At 71.3% G+C, this 25,202-nt stretch carries 19 protein-coding genes and 2 pseudogenes; 16 read left to right on the forward strand and 5 right to left on the reverse strand.

Going from position 1 to position 25,202, the window contains the following annotated elements; genetic code table 11:
* From ACRDTB_RS26430 to ACRDTB_RS26445, 4 genes are all read right to left on the reverse strand, one after another.
* A partial coding sequence (locus tag ACRDTB_RS26430; protein WP_431434567.1) for a serine hydrolase domain-containing protein occupies positions 1-621 on the reverse strand: 621 nt, incomplete at its 3' end.
* 16 nt (positions 622-637) lie between these two features.
* On the reverse strand, positions 638-1,939 hold the full coding sequence (locus tag ACRDTB_RS26435; protein ID WP_431434569.1) for an exo-beta-N-acetylmuramidase NamZ family protein: 1,302 nt from the start codon (positions 1,937-1,939) through the stop codon (positions 638-640).
* Positions 1,936-3,765: a glycoside hydrolase family 3 protein gene (locus ACRDTB_RS26440; RefSeq protein WP_431434571.1), complete on the reverse strand. Its 1,830-nt coding sequence runs from the start codon at positions 3,763-3,765 to the stop codon at positions 1,936-1,938. Before ACRDTB_RS26440 ends, ACRDTB_RS26435 begins: the two co-directional genes overlap by 4 nt.
* Positions 3,766-4,346: 581 nt before the next feature.
* A complete protein-coding gene (locus tag ACRDTB_RS26445) occupies positions 4,347-5,165 on the reverse strand; it encodes an HAD-IB family hydrolase (protein WP_431434573.1) in 819 nt (272 codons plus the stop codon).
* Between the two features lie 356 nt (positions 5,166-5,521).
* On the opposite strand from ACRDTB_RS26445, the gene ssd reads away from it, so the two are divergent.
* The 11 genes and pseudogenes from ssd to ACRDTB_RS26500 all read left to right on the forward strand — a co-directional run bounded on the left by ssd (position 5,522) and on the right by ACRDTB_RS26500 (position 14,655).
* The gene (gene ssd / locus ACRDTB_RS26450) at positions 5,522-6,625 is read left to right on the forward strand and encodes a septum site-determining protein Ssd (protein ID WP_431434575.1); all 1,104 of its coding nucleotides are present in this window, start codon (positions 5,522-5,524) and stop codon (positions 6,623-6,625) included.
* Positions 6,626-7,394: 769 nt separating this feature from the next.
* Complete coding sequence (locus ACRDTB_RS26455) at positions 7,395-8,528, forward strand: TadA family conjugal transfer-associated ATPase (RefSeq protein WP_431434577.1); 1,134 nt, start codon at positions 7,395-7,397, stop codon at positions 8,526-8,528.
* Positions 8,522-9,313, forward strand: a complete 792-nt coding sequence (locus ACRDTB_RS26460) for a type II secretion system F family protein (RefSeq protein ID WP_431434579.1) — start codon at positions 8,522-8,524, stop codon at positions 9,311-9,313. The genes ACRDTB_RS26455 and ACRDTB_RS26460 overlap by 7 nt, the downstream gene beginning before the upstream one ends.
* Entirely contained in the window at positions 9,310-10,017 is a 708-nt protein-coding gene (locus ACRDTB_RS26465) for a type II secretion system F family protein (RefSeq protein WP_431434581.1), read from the forward strand. The genes ACRDTB_RS26460 and ACRDTB_RS26465 overlap by 4 nt, the downstream gene beginning before the upstream one ends.
* 28 nt (positions 10,018-10,045) lie before the next feature.
* Complete coding sequence (locus ACRDTB_RS26470) at positions 10,046-10,249, forward strand: DUF4244 domain-containing protein (protein ID WP_431434582.1); 204 nt, start codon at positions 10,046-10,048, stop codon at positions 10,247-10,249.
* Positions 10,249-10,629 carry a TadE family type IV pilus minor pilin gene (locus tag ACRDTB_RS26475; protein WP_431434583.1) on the forward strand — a complete coding sequence of 127 codons (381 nt, stop codon included), beginning with the start codon at positions 10,249-10,251 and terminating at the stop codon, positions 10,627-10,629. Before ACRDTB_RS26470 ends, ACRDTB_RS26475 begins: the two co-directional genes overlap by 1 nt.
* The gene (locus ACRDTB_RS26480) at positions 10,626-11,126 is read left to right on the forward strand and encodes an Rv3654c family TadE-like protein (RefSeq protein WP_431434585.1); all 501 of its coding nucleotides are present in this window, start codon (positions 10,626-10,628) and stop codon (positions 11,124-11,126) included. The genes ACRDTB_RS26475 and ACRDTB_RS26480 overlap by 4 nt, the downstream gene beginning before the upstream one ends.
* 115 nt (positions 11,127-11,241) lie before the next feature.
* Complete coding sequence (locus ACRDTB_RS26485; protein WP_431434586.1) at positions 11,242-11,865, forward strand: bifunctional DNA primase/polymerase; 624 nt, start codon at positions 11,242-11,244, stop codon at positions 11,863-11,865.
* A 652-nt stretch (positions 11,866-12,517) separates the two neighbouring features.
* Positions 12,518-13,497: pseudogene (locus ACRDTB_RS26490) on the forward strand (IS30 family transposase); the annotation flags it as partial.
* A gap of 188 nt (positions 13,498-13,685) precedes the next feature.
* Entirely contained in the window at positions 13,686-14,249 is a 564-nt protein-coding gene (locus ACRDTB_RS26495) for an IS110 family transposase (RefSeq protein ID WP_431434597.1), read from the forward strand.
* 229 nt (positions 14,250-14,478) lie between these two features.
* On the forward strand, positions 14,479-14,655 hold the full coding sequence (locus ACRDTB_RS26500; protein ID WP_431434599.1) for a hypothetical protein: 177 nt from the start codon (positions 14,479-14,481) through the stop codon (positions 14,653-14,655).
* Positions 14,656-14,926: 271 nt separating this feature from the next.
* On the opposite strand, the gene ACRDTB_RS26505 is transcribed toward ACRDTB_RS26500, so the two are convergent.
* A complete protein-coding gene (locus ACRDTB_RS26505; RefSeq protein ID WP_431434588.1) occupies positions 14,927-17,269 on the reverse strand; it encodes a DEAD/DEAH box helicase in 2,343 nt (780 codons plus the stop codon).
* Positions 17,270-17,546: 277 nt separating this feature from the next.
* On the opposite strand from ACRDTB_RS26505, the gene ACRDTB_RS26510 reads away from it, so the two are divergent.
* From ACRDTB_RS26510 to ACRDTB_RS26530, 5 genes and pseudogenes are all read left to right on the forward strand, one after another.
* On the forward strand, positions 17,547-19,865 hold the full coding sequence (locus ACRDTB_RS26510) for a sodium-translocating pyrophosphatase (protein ID WP_431434590.1): 2,319 nt from the start codon (positions 17,547-17,549) through the stop codon (positions 19,863-19,865).
* 112 nt (positions 19,866-19,977) lie between these two features.
* Positions 19,978-20,595 (forward strand): hypothetical protein, encoded by a 618-nt coding sequence (locus ACRDTB_RS26515; RefSeq protein ID WP_431434592.1) that lies wholly within the window; start codon positions 19,978-19,980, stop codon positions 20,593-20,595.
* A gap of 132 nt (positions 20,596-20,727) precedes the next feature.
* Positions 20,728-23,526: a type I DNA topoisomerase gene (gene topA, locus ACRDTB_RS26520; RefSeq protein ID WP_431434594.1), complete on the forward strand. Its 2,799-nt coding sequence runs from the start codon at positions 20,728-20,730 to the stop codon at positions 23,524-23,526.
* 17 nt (positions 23,527-23,543) lie between these two features.
* Positions 23,544-24,791: a hypothetical protein gene (locus ACRDTB_RS26525; protein ID WP_431434596.1), complete on the forward strand. Its 1,248-nt coding sequence runs from the start codon at positions 23,544-23,546 to the stop codon at positions 24,789-24,791.
* A gap of 43 nt (positions 24,792-24,834) precedes the next feature.
* Positions 24,835-25,202, forward strand: a pseudogene (locus tag ACRDTB_RS26530) (hypothetical protein); the annotation flags it as partial.

The following is a 25,202-nucleotide window of genomic DNA, read 5'->3' on the forward strand; positions in this document are numbered from 1 at the left end:
CGGGACGTCCGGATAGGCCGACCACAGCGGCAGCCACGCCACCAGCCCCGATGTGTGGGTCAGCAGCTGGGCGACGGTGATGGTCTCCTTGCCGTTGACGCCGAACTCGGGCAGATAGGTCGCGACCTGCGCGTCGACGTCGATGTCACCCCGCTCGGCCAGCTGCATCACGGCTATCGAGGTGAACAGCTTCGACACCGACGCCATGTCGAAGATCGTGTCGGTGCGCATGGGCACCTTGTCCGCGTCCGGCAGCTCGGTGCCCGCGGCGTCGGCGTAGCGCAGCGCGTAGCCGGTACTCGCCCGCTCGACGACGACGCCGTCGTGCGCGAGCAGACCGACCGCGCCGGAGAACAGCGGATGTCCGGTGTTCGGATCGGGCCGGGTCCACGCGTCGATCCGGTCCAGCGCCGCGTCGATCGGCTCCGGGTCGAGGCCCACCGACTGCGGCGAGCCGTCCCGCAGGACGGTCCGCGGCGGGGCGAAGCCCTCCTGGGGTCTGTCGAAGCGGCCGGTCACGCCGCCGCCGTACGGCTCGGCACTCGCGGCCGCGCTCGCCGTCGTGGTGAGGGTCGTGAGCACGGCGAGCACAGCAACGGACAGCGCGGAACGCCTGAACATGGCCACCTCGAAGTAGTCACCGGTAGATGAGATACCGCTCCCGTAGCTTCGCGAAAGCGGCGAGCTCGCCCCGCCAGGCGCCGATCACCTCGTCGACCCCGGCGCCCGCGTCGATCATCAGACGCAGCCGGTCGGAGCCGGAGAGCTTGTCGATGAAGTTGTCCGGCCGCCAGCCGAAGACGTCCGGGTGGGCCTGCTTCGCGGTGACGATCATGGTGATCGCCGTGTGGATGGCCTCGAAGCGGCGCTCGTCGGTGATGTGCACCTGGACTCCGCCGCAGGTCTCGCCGACCCACTTGGAGAACGTCGGCACGAAGTAGTGCTCGCGGAACCGCACGCCCGGCAGGTCGGCCGCGTTGAGCGCCTCGGCCCAGTGCCAGTCGATCCCGGGCGCGCCGATGATCTCGAACGGCCGGGTCGTGCCGCGGCCCTCGGACAGCACGGTGCCCTCGAACAGGCACGTGCCCGGGTAGACGAGTGCGGTGTGCGGCGTGGGCATGTTGGGGCTCGGCAGCACCCACTGCAGGCCCGACTCGGAGAACAGCTCGTCGCGGCGCCAGCCCCGCAGGCGGACGATCTCCAGGCTGTCGAGCCGGCCGCCGGCGTCCTCGGGCAGGAACTCCGCGTCGAAGAGCCTCGCGAGCTCGCCGACGGTCATGCCGTGCTGCTGCACGATCGGTTTGCGACCCACACCCGACGCGAACGCCGGGTCGAGCATCGGGCCGAACGGCCGGCCGCCGACCGGGTTGGACCGGTCGAGCACGACGACTGACGTGCCGGTCAGGACCGCCGCGTGCATGGCCGTGTACATGCTCCAGATGTAGGTGTAGAAGCGCGCGCCGACGTCGGCGATGTCGAACACCAGCGTGTCGATGCCGGCCTTGGTGAACAGGCTCGCGAGCTTCTCCCCGGTCGCGCCGTACGCGTCGTACACCGGGACCTGCGTGCGCGGGTCGAGGTAGTCGCCCTCGGATCCGCCGGCCTGCGCGGTGCCCCGGAAGCCGTGCTCGGGCCCGAACGCGGCGGTCGGCCGGACGTCCGCGGCGACCATCGAGTCGACGATGTGGGTCTGGTCGCGCAGCACGCCGGTCGGGTTGGTCAGCACGCCGAGCTTGCGGCCGCGCAAGCGCTGCCAGCCGTCGGCGGCGAGCAGGTCGGCCGCCGGCGTGACCCGCCCATGGCTACCGCCTTGAGTGGTCGCCGCGGCCGCCGGGCTCGCGGCCGCCGGGCTCGCGGCCGCGACGGTCATCGCCGGCGCGGCCAGTGCGGATGCCGTGAGCGCGGACCTTGAAAGGAAGTGTCGCCGGTCCATGCTCACCACGTCAGTCCTGTGTCGAAGGGGTACTGGATGGTGCTCGGGTCGTCGCCGGCCGGAACGTCGACCGGGAGCTTGCCCTGCGGGGAGATCTCGCCGTACAGCACCTTGGCGAGTGCCTCCATCGAGGCGGCCCGCCAGCTGTAGGTCGCCACCCACGTCGGCGCGTCCACGAAGCCCGCGTCGTACGGGATCTGTGAGGCGACCGCGATCACCGGCTTGCCGGTCGCCAACAGCGCGTCGACGAGCGCCCGCTGCTGTTCCCGGCCGGACAGGTTGTTGGTCAGCACGACGGTCAGGTCCGACTCGCCGGCCGCGGCCGCCGCCTGGTCGATGGTCGCCCGGGTCGGGTTGAGTCCGGTCGGCAGCGCCGTGGCGGTCGAGCCCCGCTTGTTGATGCTGTCGCGGAGCCACTCGGGGCTGCGGTTGGTGAGCACGGTGTCGCCGACACCGGTCACCAGGACCTTGGCCGGGGCATTGGCCAGCGGCAGCAGGTTCGCGTCGTTGCGCAGGACCGTCGTGGTGCGGTCGGTGATCTGCTGGATCCGGGCGATGTGTTCCGGCTTGCCGACGATCTTGTCGACCTTGTTCTCGTTGACGAAGGGCTTGTCGAGGATGCCGCGCTCGCGCTTGAGCTTGAGGATCCGCACGACGCTCTCGTCGATGCGCTGCTCGGTCAGCCGCCCGCTCTGCACCGCGCCCTTGACCGCGTCGATCGCGAGCTGCAGGTCCGGCGGCATGAGGAGCTGGTCCACGCCGGCCTCCAGCGCCATGACCGGGATCTCCTCGGGCGGGAAGACGTTCGCGCCGCCCATGCCGAGCGAGTCGGTGACGATCACGCCGTCGTAGTTCAGCTCGTCGCGGAGCAGGCCGGTGAGGATCGGCTGGGAGAGCGTGGCCGGCACTCCGGAGGGGTCGAGGCTCGGGACCTCGATGTGCGCGGTCATGATCGAGTCGATGCCGGCGTCGACCGCGGCCCGGAACGGCGGCAGGTCGAACTCGCGCCACTCGGCCTCGGTCCGGTCGATGATCGGCAGGCCGGTGTGGCTGTCGGTCTCCGCGTCGCCGTGCCCGGGGAAGTGCTTGGCGGACGAGGACACCGTCTCGAAACGCTTGCCGCCGCGCTGGTAGCCGTCGATCTCGGCGGTGACGAGGCTGCTCGCGAGGTCCGGTCGCGAGGAGAAGCTGCGGGCGCCGATGACCGGGTTCAGCGGGTTGGAGTTGACGTCCGCGACCGGGGCGAAGTTCTGGTTGACGCCCATCGCGCGCAGCTCGGTGGCGTTGATCGTGGCGAGCGCCTTGGCGTCGGCGGTGCTGCGGCCCGCGCCGACGGCCATGCTGGCGGGGTACTCGGTGGCCGGCGACTCGAGCCGGGTGACGTTGCCGCCCTCCTGGTCGATCGCGACGAGCAGCGGCAGGCGCGTGTTGTGCTTGACCGCGGCACGCTGCAGACCGTTGGAGAAGGCGGCCAGCTGCCTGGGGCCGTCGACGTTGTCAGTGCCGCTGTTGTTGAAGTAGATGACGCCGCCGACGCCGTACTTCTCGATCACCTGCGCCGGCGTGTCCACGCCGTAGTTCTCCTTGTTCGTCGGGTGGGCCTCGTCGGCGGACTGGCCCCACACGGAGATGACGAACAGCAGGGCGATCTTCTGGTCCAGCGACATGCCACGCAGCGTTTCCCGCGCCTCGGCGAGAGCGGCGTCCTCGCCGTCGGGCGTGCCCGGCGACGCGCCGGGCACATCGGCCTGGCTCACCCCGCTAACCATTGCCGAGGTCGCGATGGCGGCGATCGCGACGGAAAGACTGCGACGGGCTAGTGAACGAGACATGCGCACCACGGCCTCCCTGGCCGGCCAGCTGGGTCACTCCGTAACCTCTTAACCGATAGCTAGCAGCACCGGTAAGTTACCCACGTCAGGAAAGGCCGGCAAGCGCGCGTTCGGCCCAATGAAACGTGGGTCGGCGCATAAGCGCGTCCAGGGCAACTAAAAAGGGCGATCCCGACCCACGTCGCCGTGGGCGGGATCGCCCAAAATCGCCCGCACAGAACGCTCGGGTTACCAAGCGTGCAACAGTGTCGTACCTACCTGGCCTCGGCGTCCGGCGTCCCGGTACGCAGTCCCTTGACGACATGCCTCCCGCGGCTGGCTGCGCGTGGGTGCCCGGGTTCTGTGCACGGAGCCCCATCGGGGTGGCCGGAGCTTCTCTTCCGCTTCGACCCTGGCCGATCGGAGGTCCGCATGTCCTTTCTACCTAGTGCTGGAGGTCACTTCAAGGCCACAGTCGGGTGCACCGTTACAGAGCCGTCCAGGTGTCGACGGACACTCTTCGTGAGCGTATTCTGTGGGCTCTTTCCGCAGCTCATATGCGGTTTCCAGCGACACCGGTACCGCCACCCGGGTGGTGGTGTTCACCGCTTTCGTCGACGGTGGATCCCGTACCACGTGGCGCCCGCGGTGGCGATGGCGCCGAGGCTGATCGCGGTGACCGCGACGGCCGTCCCGGAGGGTGCCGGGAACCGCGAGCGAAGCGACACCGGTTTGCTGAACTGGAGCACGGGCCAGCCCCGCTCGGCGGCGAGCGCACGCAGTCCCTTGTCCGGGTTCACGACCGTCGGGTGGCCGACCGCTTCCAGCATCGGCAGGTCCGTGATCGAGTCGGAGTAGGCGTGGCAGGCGGCGAGGTCGTAGCCGCGCTCCGCGGCGAGCTCCTTGATGGCGCTGGCCTTGTTCTCGCCGTAGCAGTAGAACTCGATCTCACCGGTGTAGCGGCCGTCCGCGGCGACCATCCGGGTACCGATGCTGTGCGTGGCGCCGACCATCTCGGCGATCGGGCTGACGACCTCCGCACCGGACGCGGACACGATCACGACATCGCTGCCCTCGGCCTTGTGCGCGGCGACGAGCTCGGTGGCCTCGGCGTAGACCAGCGGGTCGACGATGTCGTACAGCGTCTCCTCGACGATCGAGCGGACCTGGGCGACGTCCCAGCCGGTGCACAGCGCGGCGAGGTGCGCGCGGATGCGTTCGACCTGGTCGGCGTCCGCGCCCGAGGCGGCGAAGACGAACTGCGCGTAGGCCCCCTTCAGCACGGCCCGCCGGTTGATCAGGCCGTTGCGGAAGAAGGGACGGCTGAACGCCAGCGTGCTCGACTTGGCGATGACCGTCTTGTCGAGGTCGAAGAACGCGGCGGCCTTGGGCCGGTCATCGAGTGCGTCGGGCTTGGTCACGTCGCCAGCATAAGTAGCGGATCTGTTCTCCGTGGCCACGCGGACATCCTGGGGCTCACGCAATGCATCCCGGTTCGAGCAAGTTGCAACCATGACCCCGAAGTGACGGGATACAGTGGTGGAGTCCGGCTTCTGCCGGACGGGTTCAGCTCGACCCCCCGGAGCTGAACCTTCGACGACCCCCGTCCCTCCCCCCTGGCGGGGGTCGTCACCTTCTTCCGGCGGCCCGGGTTGTCCACAACCCGCGCGGCTGTCCACATGTCGATCTTGACGCGTTGTCGGGCCCGCGTGGCCGGGCGATCGTGGCAGTGAGGCCAGGCGACCGCCCGGCCCGCACATGATCAGCTCAAGGGGGCATGGTGGACTCGAAGCGCCCGATGGCCTTCGTCGAGGACGAGGACCTGCTCGACGACGTGCTGAAGCTGGCGGCCGCCGCCGGCTGTGACCTCGAATGCGTGCCCGACGCGGCCGCGGCCCGCCTGCGCTGGTCGACGGCGCCACTGGTACTGCTGGACGCCACGGGCGCGGAACACTGCGAGAGAGCCGGCCTGCCCCGGCGCGACGCGGTGGTCCTCGTCTGCGCCGAGCCGGCGTCGAAGAGCCTGTGGGAACGCGCGGTGGGGATCGGCGCGGAGCGCGTGCTCGAGTTGCCCGGCGCGGAGTCCTGGCTCGTCAGCGTGCTCGCTGACGCGACGGAGGCGCCCGCCCCGACCACGGGCAGAGCCCTGGCGGTGGTCGGCGGCCGAGGAGGCGCGGGCGCGTCGGTCTTCGTGGCCGCTTTGGGCCTGACCGCTTTGCGGATGAGCCAGAGCGCCCTGCTGATCGACTGTGACGCACTGGGCGGCGGCCTGGACCTGGTCCTCGGCGCGGAGTCCGAACAGGGCCTTCGCTGGCCCGACATGCACCTGCGTGCCGGCCGCGTCGCCGCGTCCAGCCTCCACGACGCCCTGCCCAGCAGAACCAGGGGCACAACGAGGCTCACGGTCCTCTCCGGCGCCCGCAAGGGCCGCGCCCCCGCACCCGACGCCGTGGCGGCGGTTCTGGAAGCGGGCCGCCGGGCCGGCGAGACGGTGATCTGCGACCTTCCCCGAGCCCTGGACGATGCCGCCCAGGCGGCTCTCACGCGGGCCGACCTGACGGTGGTGGTCGTCCCCGGCGAGGTCCGAGCGTGCGTCTCCGCGCGGCTCCTGGCCGAACGTCTGGCCGAGCTGGGCGCCAAGGCGCGACTGGTGGTCCGCGGACCGGCGCCGGGGTCCCTGCATCCGGACGAGGTCGCCAAGGCGGTGAACGTCCCACTCCTGACAACGATGCGACCCGAACCGAACCTGTCCCAGGCCCTCGACCGCGGCGACTTCTCCCCACGCCCGAGAGGGCCCCTGGCAACTGCGGCCAGGGCAACGCTCGCCGCCCTGGCCGCCCAACCCCTACGCACGAACCGTTCCCTGCGAGCAGCGTCATGACCCCACATCCCAGGCCCGCCGTCCCGACGCGAGTGCGCCGCCCAACGCATGCCCCACCCGTCAACAGGTGCCCGGCCTCCGCCCACCCCTGCCCGAGCTACCTGAACGCCCCATCGGTCTGCGAACCCTGTGCCTCCCAACGCATTCCGCCGGACCTGAAAGCAGCCTCATGACCCCCACACCACCCGCACCCGCCCACCCGCACCTCGTGCACCCCCGTCACACGGCCGACCGCCGCCCACCCGCCGAATCGCCCACCCGAACCAAGACTCCGCCGCGGAACCCCTGCCACAAGATCGTTCCCGAACCACCTACCCCACATGCAACCCGACCAACGACCTCATCCACCGTCCACACGAGACACCAAGGCGAGAACCCGCGGTCCCGCTCCGGGCCACCTGGCAGGCCGAAACCGCCTGCCAGCAACGAATCCGCCCGAGGACTGCAACCGCCCGACGCGTGCGTACCGATCCCACGTCACCAAGCCGGCCCAGCTCCGACGACGCAACCGCCCGCATCAACCGGCTCGCCACGCGGCGAACGACGGCCCGCGTGCCGTGCTGGCCGCCGAACCGCACATCAAGCCCGCGCCACATCCGCCGCGCCTGCGGGACGCCGGCCGTCCGACTCCGGCCACAACCGCAACCAACAGGGCCAGCTCCTGCGCCGCCGATGACGGCCTCGGCGTGAACGGTGCGGCACCGAACGACCCCATCAATCAACTGTCCACTTGCGACAATTACCACACGACCCGACTGCGAGCAGAACAATGAACGTCCCGACAGACCTCGTCGACCGAGTCCGCAGCAGGCTGGCCAGCGGCGGCACCGAGATCACCTCCGCCGAAGTCGCGAGAGCCGTCCGCGAAGAGGCCGGCGGCATCGTCGGGGACGCGGACGTCCTCGACGCCCTTCGCCTCATGCGGCAGGAGTTCGTCGGCGCCGGACCGCTCGACCCACTGCTCCGCGCGCCCGGCACGACCGACGTCCTCGTCACCGGCCCCGAGCAGGTCTGGCGCGACGGCGACGGCGGTCTGCGCCGCACCGACGTCACCTTCCCCGACGAGGATGCCGTCCGCCGGCTCGCCCAGCGCCTCGCCCTCATCTGCGGGCGGCGGCTCGACGACGCGCAGCCGTTCGTCGACGCATGGCTACCGGCCGGCGCACTCGGCCGCGTCCGCCTCCACGCGGTGCTCCCACCGATCGCCGCCGACGGCACCTGCATCTCCCTGCGTGTCCTCCGCCGCGCCGGTCACGACCTCGGCTCCCTTCAACGGCTCGGCACGTTCGACGAACCCACGCACCGCCTCCTCGAAGCGATAGTCGACGCCCGCCTCGCCTTCGTCGTCACCGGGGGCACCGGTGCCGGCAAGACCTCGTTGCTTAGCGCCCTCCTCGGCCGCGTCGACCCCACGGAACGAATCGTCACCGTCGAGGACGCCGGCGAGCTCCAACCCGACCATCCGCAGTTCGTCCGGCTCATCGCCCGCCCGCCGAACGTCGAAGGCGCCGGCGAGGTGACGCTCGCCGACCTCGTCCGCCATGGCCTGCGCATGCGCCCCGACCGCATCATCGTCGGCGAGGTCCGCGGCGCCGAGGTCTACAACTTGCTCACCGCCCTCAACACCGGTCACGACGGCGGCGCCGGCACGGTCCACGCCAACTCGCCGGCCGAGTTCCCCGCCCGCATGGAAGCCCTCGCCGCGCTTGGCGGGCTCGACCGCGGCGCCCTGCACAGCCAACTCGCCGCCGCCTTCCACGTCGTGCTCCACATGCGCCGCCGCGGCGACGGCAGCCGCCGCCTGGAGGAGATCGGTGTCCTCGAGCGCACACGCGACGGCGTGCGTGTCGTGCCCGCGACCAACGAGGCGCTCGAGGCCAGGGGAGTGACAGTCCCGTGTTGAGCCTCGTCTGCTGTGCCGCCGCGCTACTGGCCTGGCCCTCCGCCCTCGCCACCAGACGGCTGAGCGACCTGACCGGTGAACGCCGTCATCGCCGGCTCCGCCCACCGCGACCGAGCTCGGTCACCCTCGCCGCGACGGCCACCGCGGCCGGCTGGGCTCTCGCCGGACTGGGCGGGGCCGTGGCCGCGTTCCTCGTCACCGTCACCGCGTGGCGCCGGTGGCGTGCCAGGGGAGAGCTGCAACGCGCGCTGTCGTCTGTCGACGGCCTTGCCGAGGCGATCCGCTCGCTGGTCGCCGGCCTGCGTGCGGGAGCCCACCCGGCCGAGGCCGCCGAGGCCGCCGCGATCGACGCCCAACCCGCGGCCGCCGCCTCCATGCGTGCGATCGCCGCCGCCGCGAGACTCGACGGCGACGTGCACCTCGCCCTCCGCGCCGCCGGACCTGAGTCGCTGGCGACCGGTCTGGCCAGGGTGTCGAGAGCCTGGGCGCTGGCGGGGCGCCATGGGCTGCCGCTCGCCGAGATCCTCGACACGGTAGGCCGCGACCTCGAGCAACGCGTCCGGTTCGCCCGCCAGGTACTGGCCCGCATGGCCGGCCCGCGCACGAGCGCGACCGTCCTCGCCGTGCTGCCCGCGCTCGGCGTCGCGCTCGGCGAGGCGATCGGTGCCCAGCCGTTGCGCATGCTCACCGGCCCCGGTCAGCTGCTGCTCGTCGTCGGCGTCGCGTTGTTGTGTGCCGGCGTCGCCTGGTGCGGCCGGCTCACGGGTCAGGTCGTGCCGCGATGAACCCGGCGAGCCTTCTGCTGCTGGCGGCGGCGATCCCGCTGTGGTCCCGAGCCGGACTGCCCCGAACGCGCCTGGCCCGGCTCCATGGCCTCGACGGAGGCTGGCGACGTCCCGGCCCGAAGGCGCAGCGGCTGACGCTCGCCGGCTCGCTGGGCGTCCTCGCCGCGGCGCTGGCCGGCTGGCCGCACGGCCTCCTCGCCGGCACGGCGGTCGCCGTCGCGGCGTGGTGGCTGGCCCGCCGACTCATGCGTACCGACCGCGTGCGGCCGGACCCGCTCGGCCTGGCCGCGGCGTGGGACCTCCTCGCCGCCTGCCTGCGTGCCGGGCTCTCCGTGCCCGCGTCCGTCGCGGCGATCGCCGACGACCTGCCGGCCGACGCCGGTCGCGCCCTGCGCACGACCGCCGACCTGCTCGCGATGGGCGCTGACCCCGTCGATGCCTGGGCGCCGGCCATGAGGTGCCCGCACACCGTGGCGCTCGCTCGCGGTGCCCGGCACACCGCTCGCTCCGGCACCGCACTCGCCGACGTCGTCGGTGCGCTCGCGACGGCCGTCCGCGACTCGGCTGGCGACGCTGCCGAGGCCCGGGCGCAGTGTGCCGGCGTGCTCATCGCCGCACCGCTCGGCGTCTGCTTCTTACCCGCGTTCATCTGCCTCGGGATCGTGCCCGTCGTGGCCGGCCTCGCCGGTCAGCTCGCGATCTGACCACCCACCGATATAAGGAGAACGACCGATGTTTCCGCACCCGACCCCGCTTCGAATTCGCCCCCGCCCGGACTTCCTGATCGGCGACGACGGCATGACGACCGTCGAGTACTGCGTCGGACTGGTCTCCGCGGCCGCGCTGGCGGTGGTGCTCTACGGGATCGTCACCGGTGACGACGTCCTGAACTCGATCACGTCGATCATCCAGCGCGCGCTCTCGGTGAATGTCTGATGGCCGCGACCGGGCGCGGCCGCCGAAAACCGGACCGGGACTCCGGCGCGGTGACCGTCGAAGCGGCGATCGCTCTGGGCGCCTTCGTGACGGTGCTCGCCCTCGCGCTGGGTGCCATTTCGGCAGCTATCGACCAGCTGAGGTGCATCGATGCCGCCCGAGAGGCGGCCCGCCTGGTCGCCAGAGGCGAACCCGAGCGAGCTCGCGCCACTGCCGCCGAAATCGCTCCTGCCAGGGCGAATGTCGCGATCACGGTGCGCGGCGACGCGATCGAGGTGGACGTCCGCGCGGTGCCGGTCAACGGTCTGCTGCCCGGTCTCGAGCTGCATGGCGCGGCGTACGCGATCGCCGAACCGGGTTCTGCCGGAGACAGTTCGTGACAAAGCAACGACCAACCCCGCTGCCGACGGCTCGAGATCGCGGCGCGGCGACCGTGTGGGCGGCCGGTGCCATCGCGGCCCTCCTCGCCATCACCACGCTGGTCGTCTGGCTCGGCGCGGCGGCGGCAACCAGACACCGGGCGACGAGCGCCGCCGACATGGCCGCACTGGCCGCCGCCGGCGTCGCCGTCGAGGGCGAGCGTGTGGCCTGCGGAAAGGCCCGCTGGGTCACCGATCGAATGGAGGTCGGCCTGCGCAGCTGCGGGCTCGACGGGTCGGAGGCGCGGGTCGAGGTGGTCGCGGAGCCGCCCGGCGTGCTGGCGGGGTTCGGTCCGGCGGAAGCCCGAGCACGCGCCGGACCGGTCGTCGAGCGACTGGCGCAAGTCGAACGGTCGTCTTCGGACGGTAAACGGCATTCCCGACGGTCCGAAAACCCCGTTCAACGCCTGACCAGGCTTCAGCCGTGCCTATCTCGTTATTCGTTCACCGTGTCATAACGACCAGTTGTCGACTGCAAGTTCCGTCGCCGGTGACCATGCCGTTAAGTGAGCGCAGGGCACCCGCGGATCGTGGCGCCCGAGAACAAGGAGGCAAGCACCCGAGATGTTGGACATGGATTGGTCGGATAGCTGGCGCAGGGCCTTCCGCGTCGAGCTGCGCGCTCAGGCCATCGGCCTCGCGTGGCGCGGGTGGCCGGTGCTGCCGGGTACCTATCCGGCTGGCCCGCACTGGGCGGGCCGCGAGGGCAACGAGAACACCGGGCCACGCCCCGTCCACGCGGACTGGCAGAGCCGGATCGGTACCAAGCCGGAGCAGGTCGCCACGTGGTGGACCGGCCGGCCGTACAGCCTCCTGCTCGCGACCGGCGTGCAGCTGGACGCGATCGAGGTTCCCGGTCGCCTGGGCCGGGGCGCCGCGCGAGTACTGCGCAGCGTCGGTGTTCCCGTGCCGATCATGGCCACGCCGGACGACCGCTGGACCTTCCTCGTCAACGCGGGCCACAAGCTGGAGCGCCCGCTCGCCGAGGAGGGCGACGTGGTCCTGCACGCGGAGGGCAGCTACGTGCCGCTGCCGCCCACCCCGCTGCAGCACGGTGTCGTCCACTGGCGGGTGCGCCCGGAGGTCTGCGGCTGGCAGATGCCGGACTCGAGCGCCGTGCAGGACGCGCTCATCGACGCCGTGGCCACGGGCGCGGCCCACGCCCGGTCGATCGCCGGCCTCGTCGTAGCGGACTGACGCCAAGGGATTGAGTGGGATGCGCTCAGCGGTACCCGTGAAACACGCTTTGCCGGGGGCACCCTCCCGGCACGCCCGCGGTGGGCGTTCCGCAGAAATGCCGCTCCACCGCAGCCAACCCGTCCCGCTGATCGGCGCCGCTCCCGCAACCTGGTGGCCGACCCTGGGACGGGGAGCATGTCGGACGCTCGCAGGAGGAGTGGATCTCCCGCGGCGCGGCCAGCATCGGGCATTCGGCGAGTACCTGGCCCCAGGGACGGCCGTCGCGCGCGGAGGTAACCGCCTCCCCGAAACCCCCGCGCACGCCGGACGCCCCGCCGATGCCCGACCACTGACCGCGCGCCGACCCGAGCGGTAGCAGAACCGCTCCTCGCGCGCCCGGCGTAGCGCAACGCGCCGGGGTCGCCGGTCTCCCGGCCCCCGGCGCGTTGCCATTCCCCATTCGGAGTGGGGTGTCACGGAACTAGGGTTGCCTTGACTTTGGCGGCGCCGCGAGAGTGAAGCCGTGCAGACATCGCGGCGGTGTCGAAACGGAAGCGAAGGCCACAGAAATCCACAGTGGACAGTTGTTGAGGACATTCGCCGGACGCGGGGTCGGTGATTCCAGGGTCGTGCAACACCCTTCTGATGACGTGGTGTTTGTGGTGGGCCGTTGCCGTTGCCGCGAGTTGTGCGGGTGCGGTTTTGGGATGGGGTTCGGGCGGGGCGGGTGGTGATGCGTGCCTCGTGGGCGGTGGGTGTGTCGCCGCGGACCGGGTCGCGGTGGTTCGCTGAGGCTGGCGGGGTGATCGGTAACGCGCCTGGTGTGGTGGGGGATCGGTATCTGTCGGTGGCCGGGCGGGAGGAGATCTCGCTCGGTGTGGTGCGGGATGAGAGCGTGCGGGTGATCGCGCGCGGCGGCTGGGTCGGCCGATTTCGACGGTGAGCCGGGAGATCTTCCGGAACGGGGTCGAGCGCGGTATCGAGCGCAGGTGGCGGCGTGCGAGCGAGCGCGGCGGGCGCGCGGCAGCCAGGCTCGCCCTGGCCACCGATGTGGAGTTGCGGAAGTGGGTGCAGGCGCGGCTTGAGCGGTGGTGGTCACCGGCGCGGATCTCGACCAGGCTGGCGATCGAGGTTCCCGACCGGCCGGAGCTGCGCGTGTCGCAGGAGACGATCTACCAGTCCCTCGACGTCCAGGGACGTGCAGCCCTGCGCCGGGAGCCGGCCCGATGCCTGCGCACCGGGCGGGCATCGCCCTTACCACCTCGTCAGGCTCAGGCCCGGCGGGCTCGTCGGCCGCTGATCCCCGATCTGGTGGAGATCAGCGAGCGGCCAGCCGAGGCCGCGGCTCGAGCGATACCGGGGCACTGGGAAGGCGACCTGCTCATCGGCAAGGACAACAAGTCCGCGATCGGCACCCTGGTCGAACGCACGAGCCGGTTCTGCCTGCTGGCGCACCTGCCCGACGGCGACATCGCGCCCGCGGTACGGGACGCCATGATCCACACCCGGCCCACCATCCTGAAACGGTCACTGACCTGGGACCGCGGCACCGAGCTGGCCCGCCACGCCGAGATCACCCTGGCCACCGACCTCGCGATCTACTTCTGCGATCCGCACGCTCAATGGCAACGCGGCAGCAACGAGAACACCTGGTGGTGCAGAGTGCGCGGCACCGGATCTTCTTCGACGGGAGGAGGGCCGGTTTGGGGTTGCTGGGTGACTCGGAGAACACGTGTCCGTGAGGATCTTCCGTTGATCTGTCCACAGTGGCCCGCAGGGCGAGCCCCTGACCGGGTGACTTGATAGAAGCCTGCTGAGCCGTCAACTCGCACAAGCGCATCCACGTCGCGGTGGCCGTCGACGCCGCGGGCAGGCGCATCGGCAGGCCGCTGACCGTCGGCAACAATGCGTCCCTGATCGTCGTGCTACTCAACTGGATCAGGTCGATCGCCGGTGACACACCGGTCACCTGCGCCATCGAGGACGGCCGGGGCTTCGCCCGCCGCCTGGCCGACGGACTGCTGCTCGCCGGCCGTGAGGTGGTCTGGGTTCCCACCCGCCTAGCCGCCGCCCACCGCATGCTGCACGCAGCCGCCGCAGCCAAGTCCGACCAGATCGACGCCGCCGCAGTGGCCCATGCCGCCGTCGCCATCCCCGGCCTGGACCGGCACCGCATCGACGTGCGCGTGCGTGAGCTACGCGTCCTAGTCGACTACCGGACCGATCTCATCAAGGCGCCGCACGATGGCGATCAACCAGCTCAAGGCCCCACTGCACGTCTGGCTCGACCACACACCGGGAGACCTGGCCCGAGCCAGGAACCTGGCGGCCGTGACCGCACTGGTGAACACCGCGACGACCAGGACGCACGTCCGCCAGGCGCTGCTCGACATGATCACTGAGATCGCCGAATCAACCGCCGGGTCCACACGACCTCGACACCACGATCAGGCAACTCGTGACCCCCTTGGCGCCCGCGCTGCTGGAGGTCACCGGGATCAGCTACAACTCGGGCGGCGGTCCTGATCACCGAGATCGGCGACTTCACCCGGTTCGCCACCTCGGCCAAACTCGCGCTACACCGGCTGCGCACCGATCCCGGTCTACTCCGCCGACCAGGAACGGCACCGACTGCACCGAGGCGGCAACCGCCGACTCAACAGCGTGCTCTACATCGCCGCCATCGTGCAGAAACGCCGACACCCAGCCGCGCAGGCGCTCCTGGCCCGCCACGAACCCGCCAAAGGCTCACGCGGAGGGGCCGCATCCTCCAACGCCACCTCATCGACGTCATCCACCGAGCCATGACCACCGACCAAGCGGCCTGGCGACACCACATCACCCGCCACCAGCCCGCTTGACATAAAAGCATCAACGGCATGCTCTGCCAGTACTTCCCCACAGGCAAAACCCTGAACTGGCTCAGCCCCAAGGAAAACTCAACCTGCTACTGTCCACATAGATCATGTCGCAACGACCGCCTGAATCCACCGTCCCCGCTTTCCACATTACCGGAGGGGGAGGACGATTCCAGTGGTGTCGCGTCTTGCTGTGGACGACTCGGCCGCTTGTGGACGGATCATGCCGCCGGGCTCTGGTCCTCCGACGAGGACGTGACGCGGAGGACCGCGTCCAGCACGGCGACGGCGGCCGACTTGTCGAGGGGCTCGTTTCCGTTGCCGCACTTGGGGGACTGCACGCAGGACGGGCAGCCGGCCGCGCACTCGCACGCCGCGATCGCGTCGCGGGTCGCCGTCAGCCAGGGGATCAGGGCCGCGTGACCGCGGTCGGCGAAGCCCGCGCCGCCCGGGTGGCCGTCATGGACGAAGACCGTGGCCTCGCCGGTGTCGGCGTGCAGCGCGGTGGACACGCCGCCGATGTCCCAGCGGTCGCACGTCGCGAACAGGGGAAGCAGGCCGATCGCCGCGTGTTCGGCCGCGTGCAGGGCGCCCGGGACCGCCCGGTGGGACACCCCCGCCTCCGCCAGCAGTGCATCGCTCACCGTGTACCAGACCGCCCGCGTGTGGAGGGTCTGCTCCGGCAGGTCCAACGGGATCTGGTCCAGCACCTGGCCTGACGGCAGCCGGCGCAGGTACCCGACCACGTGCGACGTCACGGCGACCTCGCCCAGGTTCACCGACACGCCGCCGCGGGCCCGACTCTCCATAGTGGACAGAACGGAGATGTCCACCTGCTCGCGCGGGGTAGTGGTCCACTCCGGATCCTCGCGGTGGACCATCGTCAGCCCCGCCGCCAGGTCCAGCTCGTCCACCACGTACGACGTCCCCTGGTGCAGGTACACCGCCCCCGGGTGCACCGTCGTGCACGCCGAACCCGGGTTCACCGTCCCCAGCAGCCGCCCGGAGTCCGACTCCACGACCGCCACCTGGTCGCCACCCGACCCGCGGATGTCCACCGACGCGTGCGGGCGCTCCCGCGACGTCCAGAACCAGCCCGTCGGCCGGCGCCGCAGCACACCGTCCGACACCAGCTCGTCCACGACCCGCCGCGCGGCCGCGCCACCGAAGTCGGCGAGGCAGGCCTCGGCCAGCGGCAGCTCGGCCGCCGCGCACGCCAGCTGCGGCGCCAGCACGTACGGGTTCGCCGGGTCGATCACCGTCGCCTCGACCGGCTTGTCCAGCATCGCCGACGGGTGGTGCACCAGGTACGTGTCCAGCGGGTTGTCCTGCGCCACGAACACCACCAGCGAACCGTCTCCGGCCCGGCCGGCCCGCCCCGCCTGCTGCCAGAACGACGCCAGCGTCCCCGGGTACCCGGCCACCACCACCGCGTCCAGCCCCGCGATGTCCACCCCGAGCTCCAGCGCGTTCGTGCTCGCGACCCCCAACAACTGCCCGGACGCCAGCGACTGCTCCAGCGCCCGCCGCTCCTCCGGCAGGAACCCCGCCCGGTACGCCGCCACCCGAGCGGGCAGCGAGGAGTCCACTTCGGACAAAGCATGACGGGCCGACAGCGCCGTCAGCTCCGCGCCCCGCCGTGACCGGACGAACGCCAGCGTCCGGGCGCCCTCCACCACCAGGTCCGTGAGGATCCGCGCCGTCTCCGCGCCCGCCGACCGCCGCACCGGCGCCCCGTTCTCGCCCTCCAGCGAGGAGAGCAGCGGCGGCTCCCACAAAGCCACCGTCCGCGCCCCCCGCGGCGAACGGTCCGCCGTCACCGCCTCGCACGGCACCCCGGCCAGCACCGACGCCGACGCCGCCGGGTCCGACACCGTCGCCGACGCCAGCACGAACACCGGGTCCGACCCGTATCGCCGCGCCACCCGCCGCAGCCGCCGCAGCAGCAACGCCACATGCGAACCGAACACCCCGCGATACCCGTGACACTCGTCGACCACCACGAACGCCAGCCGACGGAAGAAGTGCGCCCACTTCGCGTGCGCCGGCAGGATCCCGCGATGCAGCATGTCCGGGTTCGTGAACACCCACCGCGAGTGCGCCCGCACCCAGTCCCGCTCCGGCAGCGGGGTGTCCCCGTCGAAGCTCGCCGGCCGCACCTCCGGGACGTCCAGCGCACCGACGGACCGCAGCTGGTCCGCGCCCAGCGCCTTCGTCGGCGACAGGTACAGCGCGGTCGCCCGCCGGTCCGACGCCAGCGACGACAGCACCGGCACCTGGTAGGCCAGCGACTTGCCCGACGCCGTCCCCGTGGCGATCACCACATGCCGGCCCGCGAACGCGTGCGCCGCCGCCTCCACCTGGTGTGCCCACGGCGCGACCACCCCGCACCGCTCGAACGCCTCGCGCAGCGAACCGGAGACCCAGTCCGGCCACGGCACCGGCTCCGCCATGCGTTCCGGCAGCTCACGCACGTGTCGCAGCGGACTCTCACCCGACGGCACGCCGGCGAGGACCCGGTCGAGCAGCCGACGGCCACGTCCAGCGGCTGGCTGCGTACCCACGACAGGGAGCTTCGCACATCCCACCGACAACCCCGCGCCGCCCGCCGCGGACCCGACTGGATCGATTCCCTTTACCGATCACGTCCACCCGTCGCAGGACCCCGAAAACCGCAGTTGACGGGACGCCTCGCGGGGCGCGCGAGGACAACCAATAGACTCCGCCGACGTCCCATCAACACCTGGTGGCGCAATCCGTCCCGAGCAGGGATGAACCGTGGCCCGGTCAGGCCAACCGGTGTGTAGCGCCCACATCAGGCAAGAAGTACCTGGAGGACCGATGTCCTGGCAGTACCTAGCGGAAGGCCCGCCGCTGACCGGCGGTGACCGCGGCGTGGTCGTCGTGGTAGCCGTGATCGCTCTCGCTGCCCTCGCCGTTGGCTACGTGCTGCTCAAGGAGGTGCTGGCCGCCGGCCAGGGCACCCCGAAGATGCAGGACATCGCCAAGGCCGTGCAGGAGGGCGCCGGCGCGTACCTCAAGCGCCAGCGGAACACCCTGCTGATCTTCGGGCTCGTGGTGTTCGCCCTGCTGTTCGCACTACCGGCCGACGGCGCCGGCGAACTGATCGGCCGATCGGTGTTCTTCGTGATCGGCGCGGTGTTCTCGTTCTCGATCGGCTATCTCGGCATGTGGCTGGCAACCCAGGCGAACCTGCGCGTCGCCGCCGCCTCCCGGGAACCGTCCGGCCGTGAGATCGCCATGCGCGTGGCGTTCCGCACCGGCGGCGTGGTCGGCATGTCGACCGTCGGCCTCGGACTGTTCGGCGCCTCGATCGTCGTGCTCGTCTACGCGGGCGAGGCACCCAAGGTGCTCGAGGGCTTCGGCTTCGGCGCCGCGCTGATCGCCATGTTCATGCGTGTCGGCGGCGGCATCTTCACCAAGGCCGCGGACGTCGGCGCCGACCTCGTCGGCAAGGTCGAGCAGAACATCCCCGAGGACGACCCGCGCAACGCCGCCACCATCGCCGACAACGTCGGCGACAACGTGGGTGACTGCGCCGGCATGGCCGCGGACCTGTTCGAGTCCTACGCCGTGACCCTGGTCGCCGCGCTGATCCTCGGCTCCACCGCGTTCGGCGCGCAGGGCCTGCTGTTCCCGCTGATCGTGCCGGCCCTCGGCGTGATCACCGCGGTCATCGGCGTCTACATCACCCGCGCCCGCCCCGGCGAGGGCGGCCTGGCCGCGATCAACCGGTCCTTCTACATCTCCGCGCTGATCTCCGCGATCCTGTGCACCGCGGCGGCGTTCATCTTCCTGCCCACGTCGTTCTCCGAGCTCACCGACGCCGCCGACCCGAACACGACCGGCAGCCCGGCACTCATCGCCGCCGTCGCAGTGATCATCGGCATCGTGCTCGCCGGCATCATCCTGTGGCTCACCGGCTACTTCACCGGCACCGAGCACAAGCCGGTCAAGGACGTCGGCAAGACCTCGCTGACCGGCGCCGCCACCGTGATCCTCTCCGGCATCTCGGTCGGCTTCGAGTCCGCGGTCTACACCGCGCTCGTCATCGGCGGGGCCGTGTACGGCGCGTTCCTGCTGTCCGGGTCGCTGTTCGTGTCGCTGTTCGCGATCGCCCTGGCCGGCTGCGGCCTGCTGACCACCGTCGGCGTCATCGTGGCCATGGACACCTTCGGCCCGGTCTCCGACAACGCGCAGGGCATCGCCGAGATGTCCGGCGACGTCGAGGGCGAGGGTGCGGCGATCCTCACCGAGCTCGACGCGGTCGGCAACACCACCAAGGCGATCACCAAGGGCATCGCGATCGCGACCGCCGTGCTCGCCGCGACCGCGCTGTTCGGCTCCTACCTGACCGCGATCACCGAGTCGCTCGCCGAGGCCGCTTCGGGCCTGGACGTGGACCAGTTCTTCATCGACAACTTCACCGTGTTCGATCCCAAGGTGCTGGTGGGTATCGTGATCGGTGCGGCGGCCGTGTTCATGTTCTCCGGGCTCGCGGTCAACGCCGTGTCCCGCGCGGCGGGCGCGGTCGTGTTCGAGGTGCGCCGCCAGTTCCACGACAACCCTGGCATCATGGACGGCTCGGTCCGCCCACAGTACGGCCGTGTCGTGGACATCTGCACCCGCGACTCGCTGCGCGAGCTCGCCACCCCGGGCCTGATGGCGGTGCTGGCGCCGATCTCGGTCGGCTTCGGCCTCGGCGTCGGCCCGCTCGCCGGCTACCTGGCCGGCGCCATCGCCACCGGCACGCTGATGGCGGTCTTCCTGGCCAACTCCGGTGGCGCGTGGGACAACGCCAAGAAGCTGGTCGAGGACGGCAACCACGGCGGCAAGGGCTCCGAGGCCCACTCGGCCACGGTCATCGGTGACACCGTGGGCGACCCGTTCAAGGACACCGCCGGCCCGGCGATCAACCCGCTGATCAAGGTGATGAACCTGGTCTCGCTGCTGATCGCCCCCGCGATCGTGACCCTCTCGATCGGCGAGAGCGCGAACACCGGCCTGCGGGTCACGTTCGCCGTGGTCGCCGCGCTGCTCGTCGCCGGCGCGATCTTCGTGTCCAAGCGGCGGGGCACCGTGATCTCGGACGACCCGGCCGACCAGAAGCCGACGCCGGTGACCGACGGCGCGTCCTGACCGCGTAACAACCGGGCGGGCCCACCACGGCGAGTTCGTGGTGGGCCCGTTCGTGTTCCGGCCATGATCCACCGGGTTCCCCGGATCGAACGAGTGTTCTATCCTGTGTCGGGTGGCCCAGTTGTCGTTCTACTCCGCCGAGGCGAACCCGCCGGCCCGCGGGGACCTCGCCGGGCTGCTCTGCGGACCGGGCCGGCTGGTGAGCTTCGGCGGCGTCACCGCGCGGCTCTCGGTCCCGCTGGCGCAGACCTGGCGCGGCCACGTGCTCCGGCGGGCCCTCGCCGACCGCGGCGTCGACGCCACCCTCTTCACGACCGGCGACCATCCGGGCGGGCTGCTGCTGCGCACCGCGTTCCGCCGCGACCTCACCGCGCTCGCCGCCGCCTGGACCGACGGCGACACCAAGACCGACACCAAGACCGTCCCGGCCGGGCTCACCCTGGCCGGTGCGGCGCTGCGACTCTGGGTGCTCGCCGCCGGCGACTGGATCGACGGCGGCTACCTCCTCCGGCTCGACCCGCTCGCCCGCGACACGCACGAGCCGCTCACCGCCGCGGTCACCGCCGCCGGTCTGCCCGCGAATCCGTACCGCGCCGAGGACGACGTCCCTGGCCTGCGAATATCTGGCAGGAGGCGGCTCGGTCGACTCGCCGAACTCGTCGGGCGATCACCCTCCGCAGCCGCCGAGAGCCACTGGCCGGCGGTATCCCATGTGCGCCAGCCGGCCTGAGCGTGCTACTCAGGTAATAGGGCGGAACCGGGGCCGTCGAGTGTGCCTCGGGGCACCTGGGGGTAGGTATCACAGTGAGCAACGTGCACACTGTCGAGCTGAGAGTGAGCTTGACAAGAGAGCGGGACAAGCGTGGCAGGGACTACGAAGACGAAGAGAAGCGGCGCGACCAACGGGTCAGAGCCGCGGCGGCTGGTGATCGTCGAGTCGCCGGCCAAGGCTCGCAAGATCGCGTCGTACCTCGGCCGGAACTTCGTCGTGGAGTCCTCCCGTGGGCACATCCGGGACCTGCCGCGCAAGGCGGCCGAGGTGCCGGCGAGGTACAAGGGTGAGTCGTGGTCGAACCTCGGCGTCAACGTCGACAACGGCTTCGAGCCGATCTACATCGTCACGCCGGACAAGCAGTCCACCGTCACCGAGCTCAAGGAGGCCCTCAAGACCGTCGACGAGCTCTACCTCGCGACGGATGGTGACCGCGAGGGCGAGGCGATCGCCTGGCACCTGATCGAGGCGCTCAAGCCCAAGGTCCCGGTGCGCCGCATGGTGTTCCACGAGATCACCGAGTCCGCCATTCGCCAGGCCGCCGAGCAGACCCGCGAGCTCGACCAGGACCTCGTCGACGCCCAGGAGACCCGGCGCATCCTCGACCGGCTGTACGGCTACGAGGTCAGCCCGGTCCTGTGGAAGAAGATCATGCGGAACCTCTCGGCCGGCCGCGTGCAGTCGGTGGCCACCCGCATCGTGGTGGACCGGGAACGCGAGCGGATGAAGTTCGTCCCCGCCAGCTACTGGGACATCTCCGCGCGGCTGCGTGTCGAGGAGACCGCCGGCACGGAGGCCGACCCGCGCGACTTCGGCGCCCGGCTGCTCTCCGTCGACGGCACCCGCCTGGCCACCGGCCGCGACTTCGGCCAGGACGGCCGGCTCAAGTCCGGCGCGAACGTCCTGCGCCTCGACGAGCCCGAGGCCCGCCGGCTCGCCGACGCGCTCACCGGCGCCGCGCTGACCGTCTCCAGCGTCGAGGAGAAGCCCTACACCCGCCGGCCGTACGCGCCGTTCATGACCTCCACGCTCCAGCAGGAGGCCGGGCGCAAGCTCCGCTTCTCCGCGGAGCGGGCGATGCGGATCGCCCAGCGCCTGTACGAGAACGGCTACATCACGTACATGCGAACCGACTCCACGACGCTGTCCGAGACGGCGATCGCGGCGGCCCGGTCGCAGGCCCGCGAGCTGTACGGCGCCGCCTACGTCTCGCCGCAGCCGCGCCAGTACAACCGCAAGGTCAAGAACGCCCAGGAGGCGCACGAGGCGATCCGTCCGGCCGGCGAGGTGTTCCGCACCCCGGGCCAGGTCGCCGGCGAGCTCGAGTCCGACGAGTTCCGCCTCTACGAGCTGATCTGGCAGCGCACGGTGGCCTCGCAGATGGCCGACGCCCGCGGCACCACGATGAGCGTCCGCATCACGGGCACCGCCACCAGTGGCGAGGAGTGCACCTTCGCCGCGTCCGGCCGCACGATCACCTTCCCCGGCTTCCTGCGCGCCTACGTCGAGGCCGTCGACTCCGAGGCCGGCGGCGAGGCCGACGACGCCGAGCGCCGGCTGCCCCACCTCACCAAGGGCCAGGGCGTCACCGCCACCGAGCTGAACCCGGACGGCCACACCACCAGCCCGCCGCCGCGCTACACCGAGGCGAGCCTCGTGAAGACGCTGGAGGAGCTCGGCATCGGCCGGCCGTCGACCTACGCGTCGATCATCAACACCATCCAGGTCCGCGGGTACGTGTGGAAGAAGGGCTCCGCGCTCGTGCCGTCCTGGACCGCGTTCTCCGTGGTCGGCCTGCTGGAGCGGCACTTCGGCCGGCTCGTGGACTACGACTTCACCGCGGCCATGGAGGACGAGCTCGACCGCATCGCGGCCGGCGAGCAGCAGCGCACCCAGTGGCTCACCGGGTTCTACTTCGGCGGCGACATCGGGCCCGAGGGCTCGGTCGGCCGCTCCGGCGGGCTCAAGAAGCTCGTCGGGTCCGGTGTGGACACCATCGACGCGCGGGAGATCAACTCCATCCCGCTGTTCACCGACGAGACCGGCCGGGCGGTCGTGGTCCGCGTCGGCCGGTACGGGCCCTACCTCGAGCGCATTCTCGAGGGCACTGGCGAGAACGGCGAGCCGCAGCGGGCCAACCTGCCCGAGGACCTGCCGCCCGACGAGCTGAGCGTCGAGATCGCCGAGAAGCTCTTCGCCACCCCGGCCGAGGGCCGCTCGCTCGGCACGGACCCGGTGACGGGCCACGAGATCGTCGTCAAGGAGGGCCGCTTCGGGCCCTACGTCACCGAGATCCTGCCGGACCCGGCGGACACCAACGGCTCGGCCAAGGCGAAGAAACCCAAGCCGCGCACCGGGTCGCTGTTCAAGTCGATGGACATCGCCTCGGTCACCCTCGACGACGCGCTCCGGCTGCTCTCGCTGCCCCGCGTCGTCGGCACAAACCCGAGCAGCGGCGAGGAGATCACCGCGCAGAACGGCCGCTACGGCCCGTACCTCAAGAAGGGCACCGACTCCCGGTCGCTGGCCAAGGAGGAGGACATCTTCACGGTCACCCTCGACGAGGCGCTCAAGCTCTACGCCGAGCCCAAGCGCCGCGGCCGGCAGGCCGCCGCGTCCGCGCCGCCGCTCAAGGAGCTCGGCTCCGACCCGGTGTCCGGCAAGCCGATGGTGGTCAAGGACGGCCGGTTCGGCCCGTACGTCACCGACGGCGAGTTCAACGCGTCCCTGCGCAAGGCCGACGACGTGGAGACGCTGACCGATGCGCGCGCCGCCGAGCTGCTCGCCGAGAAACGTGCCAAGGGCCCGGCGCCCAAGCGCACCACGCGTCGCAAGACGCCGGCGAAGTCGGCCACTACCAAGAGGTCCACGACGAGGACCAAGTCCTGACGCAGTAGCGTCTTGGCGTGCTTCACGAAGATCACGCGGATCCGGCGCGCGCCGAGCCGGTTCCCGGTGAGCCAAAACCACGCCGGCGAACCGACTCCGCGCGGAGCCGCTTCGAGGCCGTGCTGCGCCGCCGCGGGCTGCCGCTGGTGGTCCGGCACGACCGGCGCGGCTCGGCCATCCTGCGGCGCGCCACCCCCGCACTGACGTTCCTCATGCTCATCGACCCGCTGACGTCCCGGCTCACGACGTGGCTCGCGGTGGACGAGACCGAGCTCGAGGCACGGCTGAACGACACGGTCTGGGTGTTCGCGCTGCTCGCCATCACCGTCGCCGGGCTCGTCCTGCCGGTCGTCGCGGGCTGGCTCGTGTCGAGGTGGATGCGCGCGCTGGCGCGACCCGCCCGGCTCGTGCTCGCCGGCACCGTGCTCGTGCTGACCGCGTTCGTGCTGCCCTGGGTCGAGTGGGCGACCGGGCTGCGCTCGCAGCTCTGGCTCAGCCTCACGATCAACATCGGGCTGACCCTGCTCGTGCTCGCGGGCGTCTACGCCGGCGCCGGCTCGATCCTCGCCTGGGGTCTGCGCCGCGCGTTCGTCCAGCTCGGCAAGGTCGGCACGATGGCGACCCGGGCCCTGCCGCTGCTGGTGATCGTCGTGTTGTTCACGTTCTTCGCGGCCGACATGTGGCAGATCGCCGGCGCGCTGGACCGCTCGCGGCTGTGGCTCGTGGTCGCGGTGTTCGCGACGCTCGCGGTCCTGTTCATGATCGCGATGCTGCGTGAGGAGCTGCGCGGCATGGTCGACCAGATGACCACCGGCCGGCTGCCCGGCCTCCCCGCGGACCTCGCGGACCTGGACACCGCGAACGCGACGGCCGCCCCCGAGCAGCTGAGCCGCGGCGAGCGCGCGAACATCATGCTGGTGTTGTTCATCGCCCAGGCGATGCAGATCGTGATGCTCGTGGTGCTGGTGTTCTGCCTGCTCATCGGCCTGGGTGTGCTCGCGGTGCACTCATCCGTGGTCGACGCGTGGCTCGGCGAGGGCAAGTCCGTCGACTTCGGCACGTTGTTCGGCATCGAGCTGCCGCTGCCGAACTCGCTCGTCCAGCTGTCGATCTTCCTGTCGGTGTTCTGCGGCCTGTACTTCACCGCGTCGGCGACCACCGACCCGCTCTACCGGCAGGCGTTCTTCGAACCGCTGGTCGCCGATGTTCGAGTCAGCCTCGCGGTTCGCCAGGCGTACCTCGCCCACCGGGCCAACGGCGCCTAGCCTGGAACACGGAGTGACCACTAGGTAGCTCGAGGGAGTTGGCATGACGAACGACGGCACTCAGGACCCGGTTCCGCCACCGGTCCTGGCCGACCCGCTCGCCGGGCTGGTGACCGGCAACCGGTACGAGCCCGAGCCGTTGCGGGTCCGCGTGACCGAGCCGCCCTTGCCGGACATCTCCGCGGTGCGCGCGGCGATGGCGTCCGTCCTCGACGAGGACTCCGAGCTGAACCTCGGCGCGATCACGCCGGTCTCCGAGTACGTCACCGACTCGCCCGGCGGGGCCGCCGCCACGCCGCCGGCCGAACCGGCGGCGAAGCCGGCACAGGGCGCCGCGGCGCCCGCCGAACAGCCGGAGTCCGGGGCGCCCAAGCAGGCGTCGGACCGGGCGGCCACGGCGCCGGCGCGCGG

The sequence above is a fragment of the Actinophytocola sp. genome (assembly GCF_050699935.1).
Taxonomy (GTDB): Bacteria; Actinomycetota; Actinomycetes; order Mycobacteriales; family Pseudonocardiaceae; genus Actinophytocola.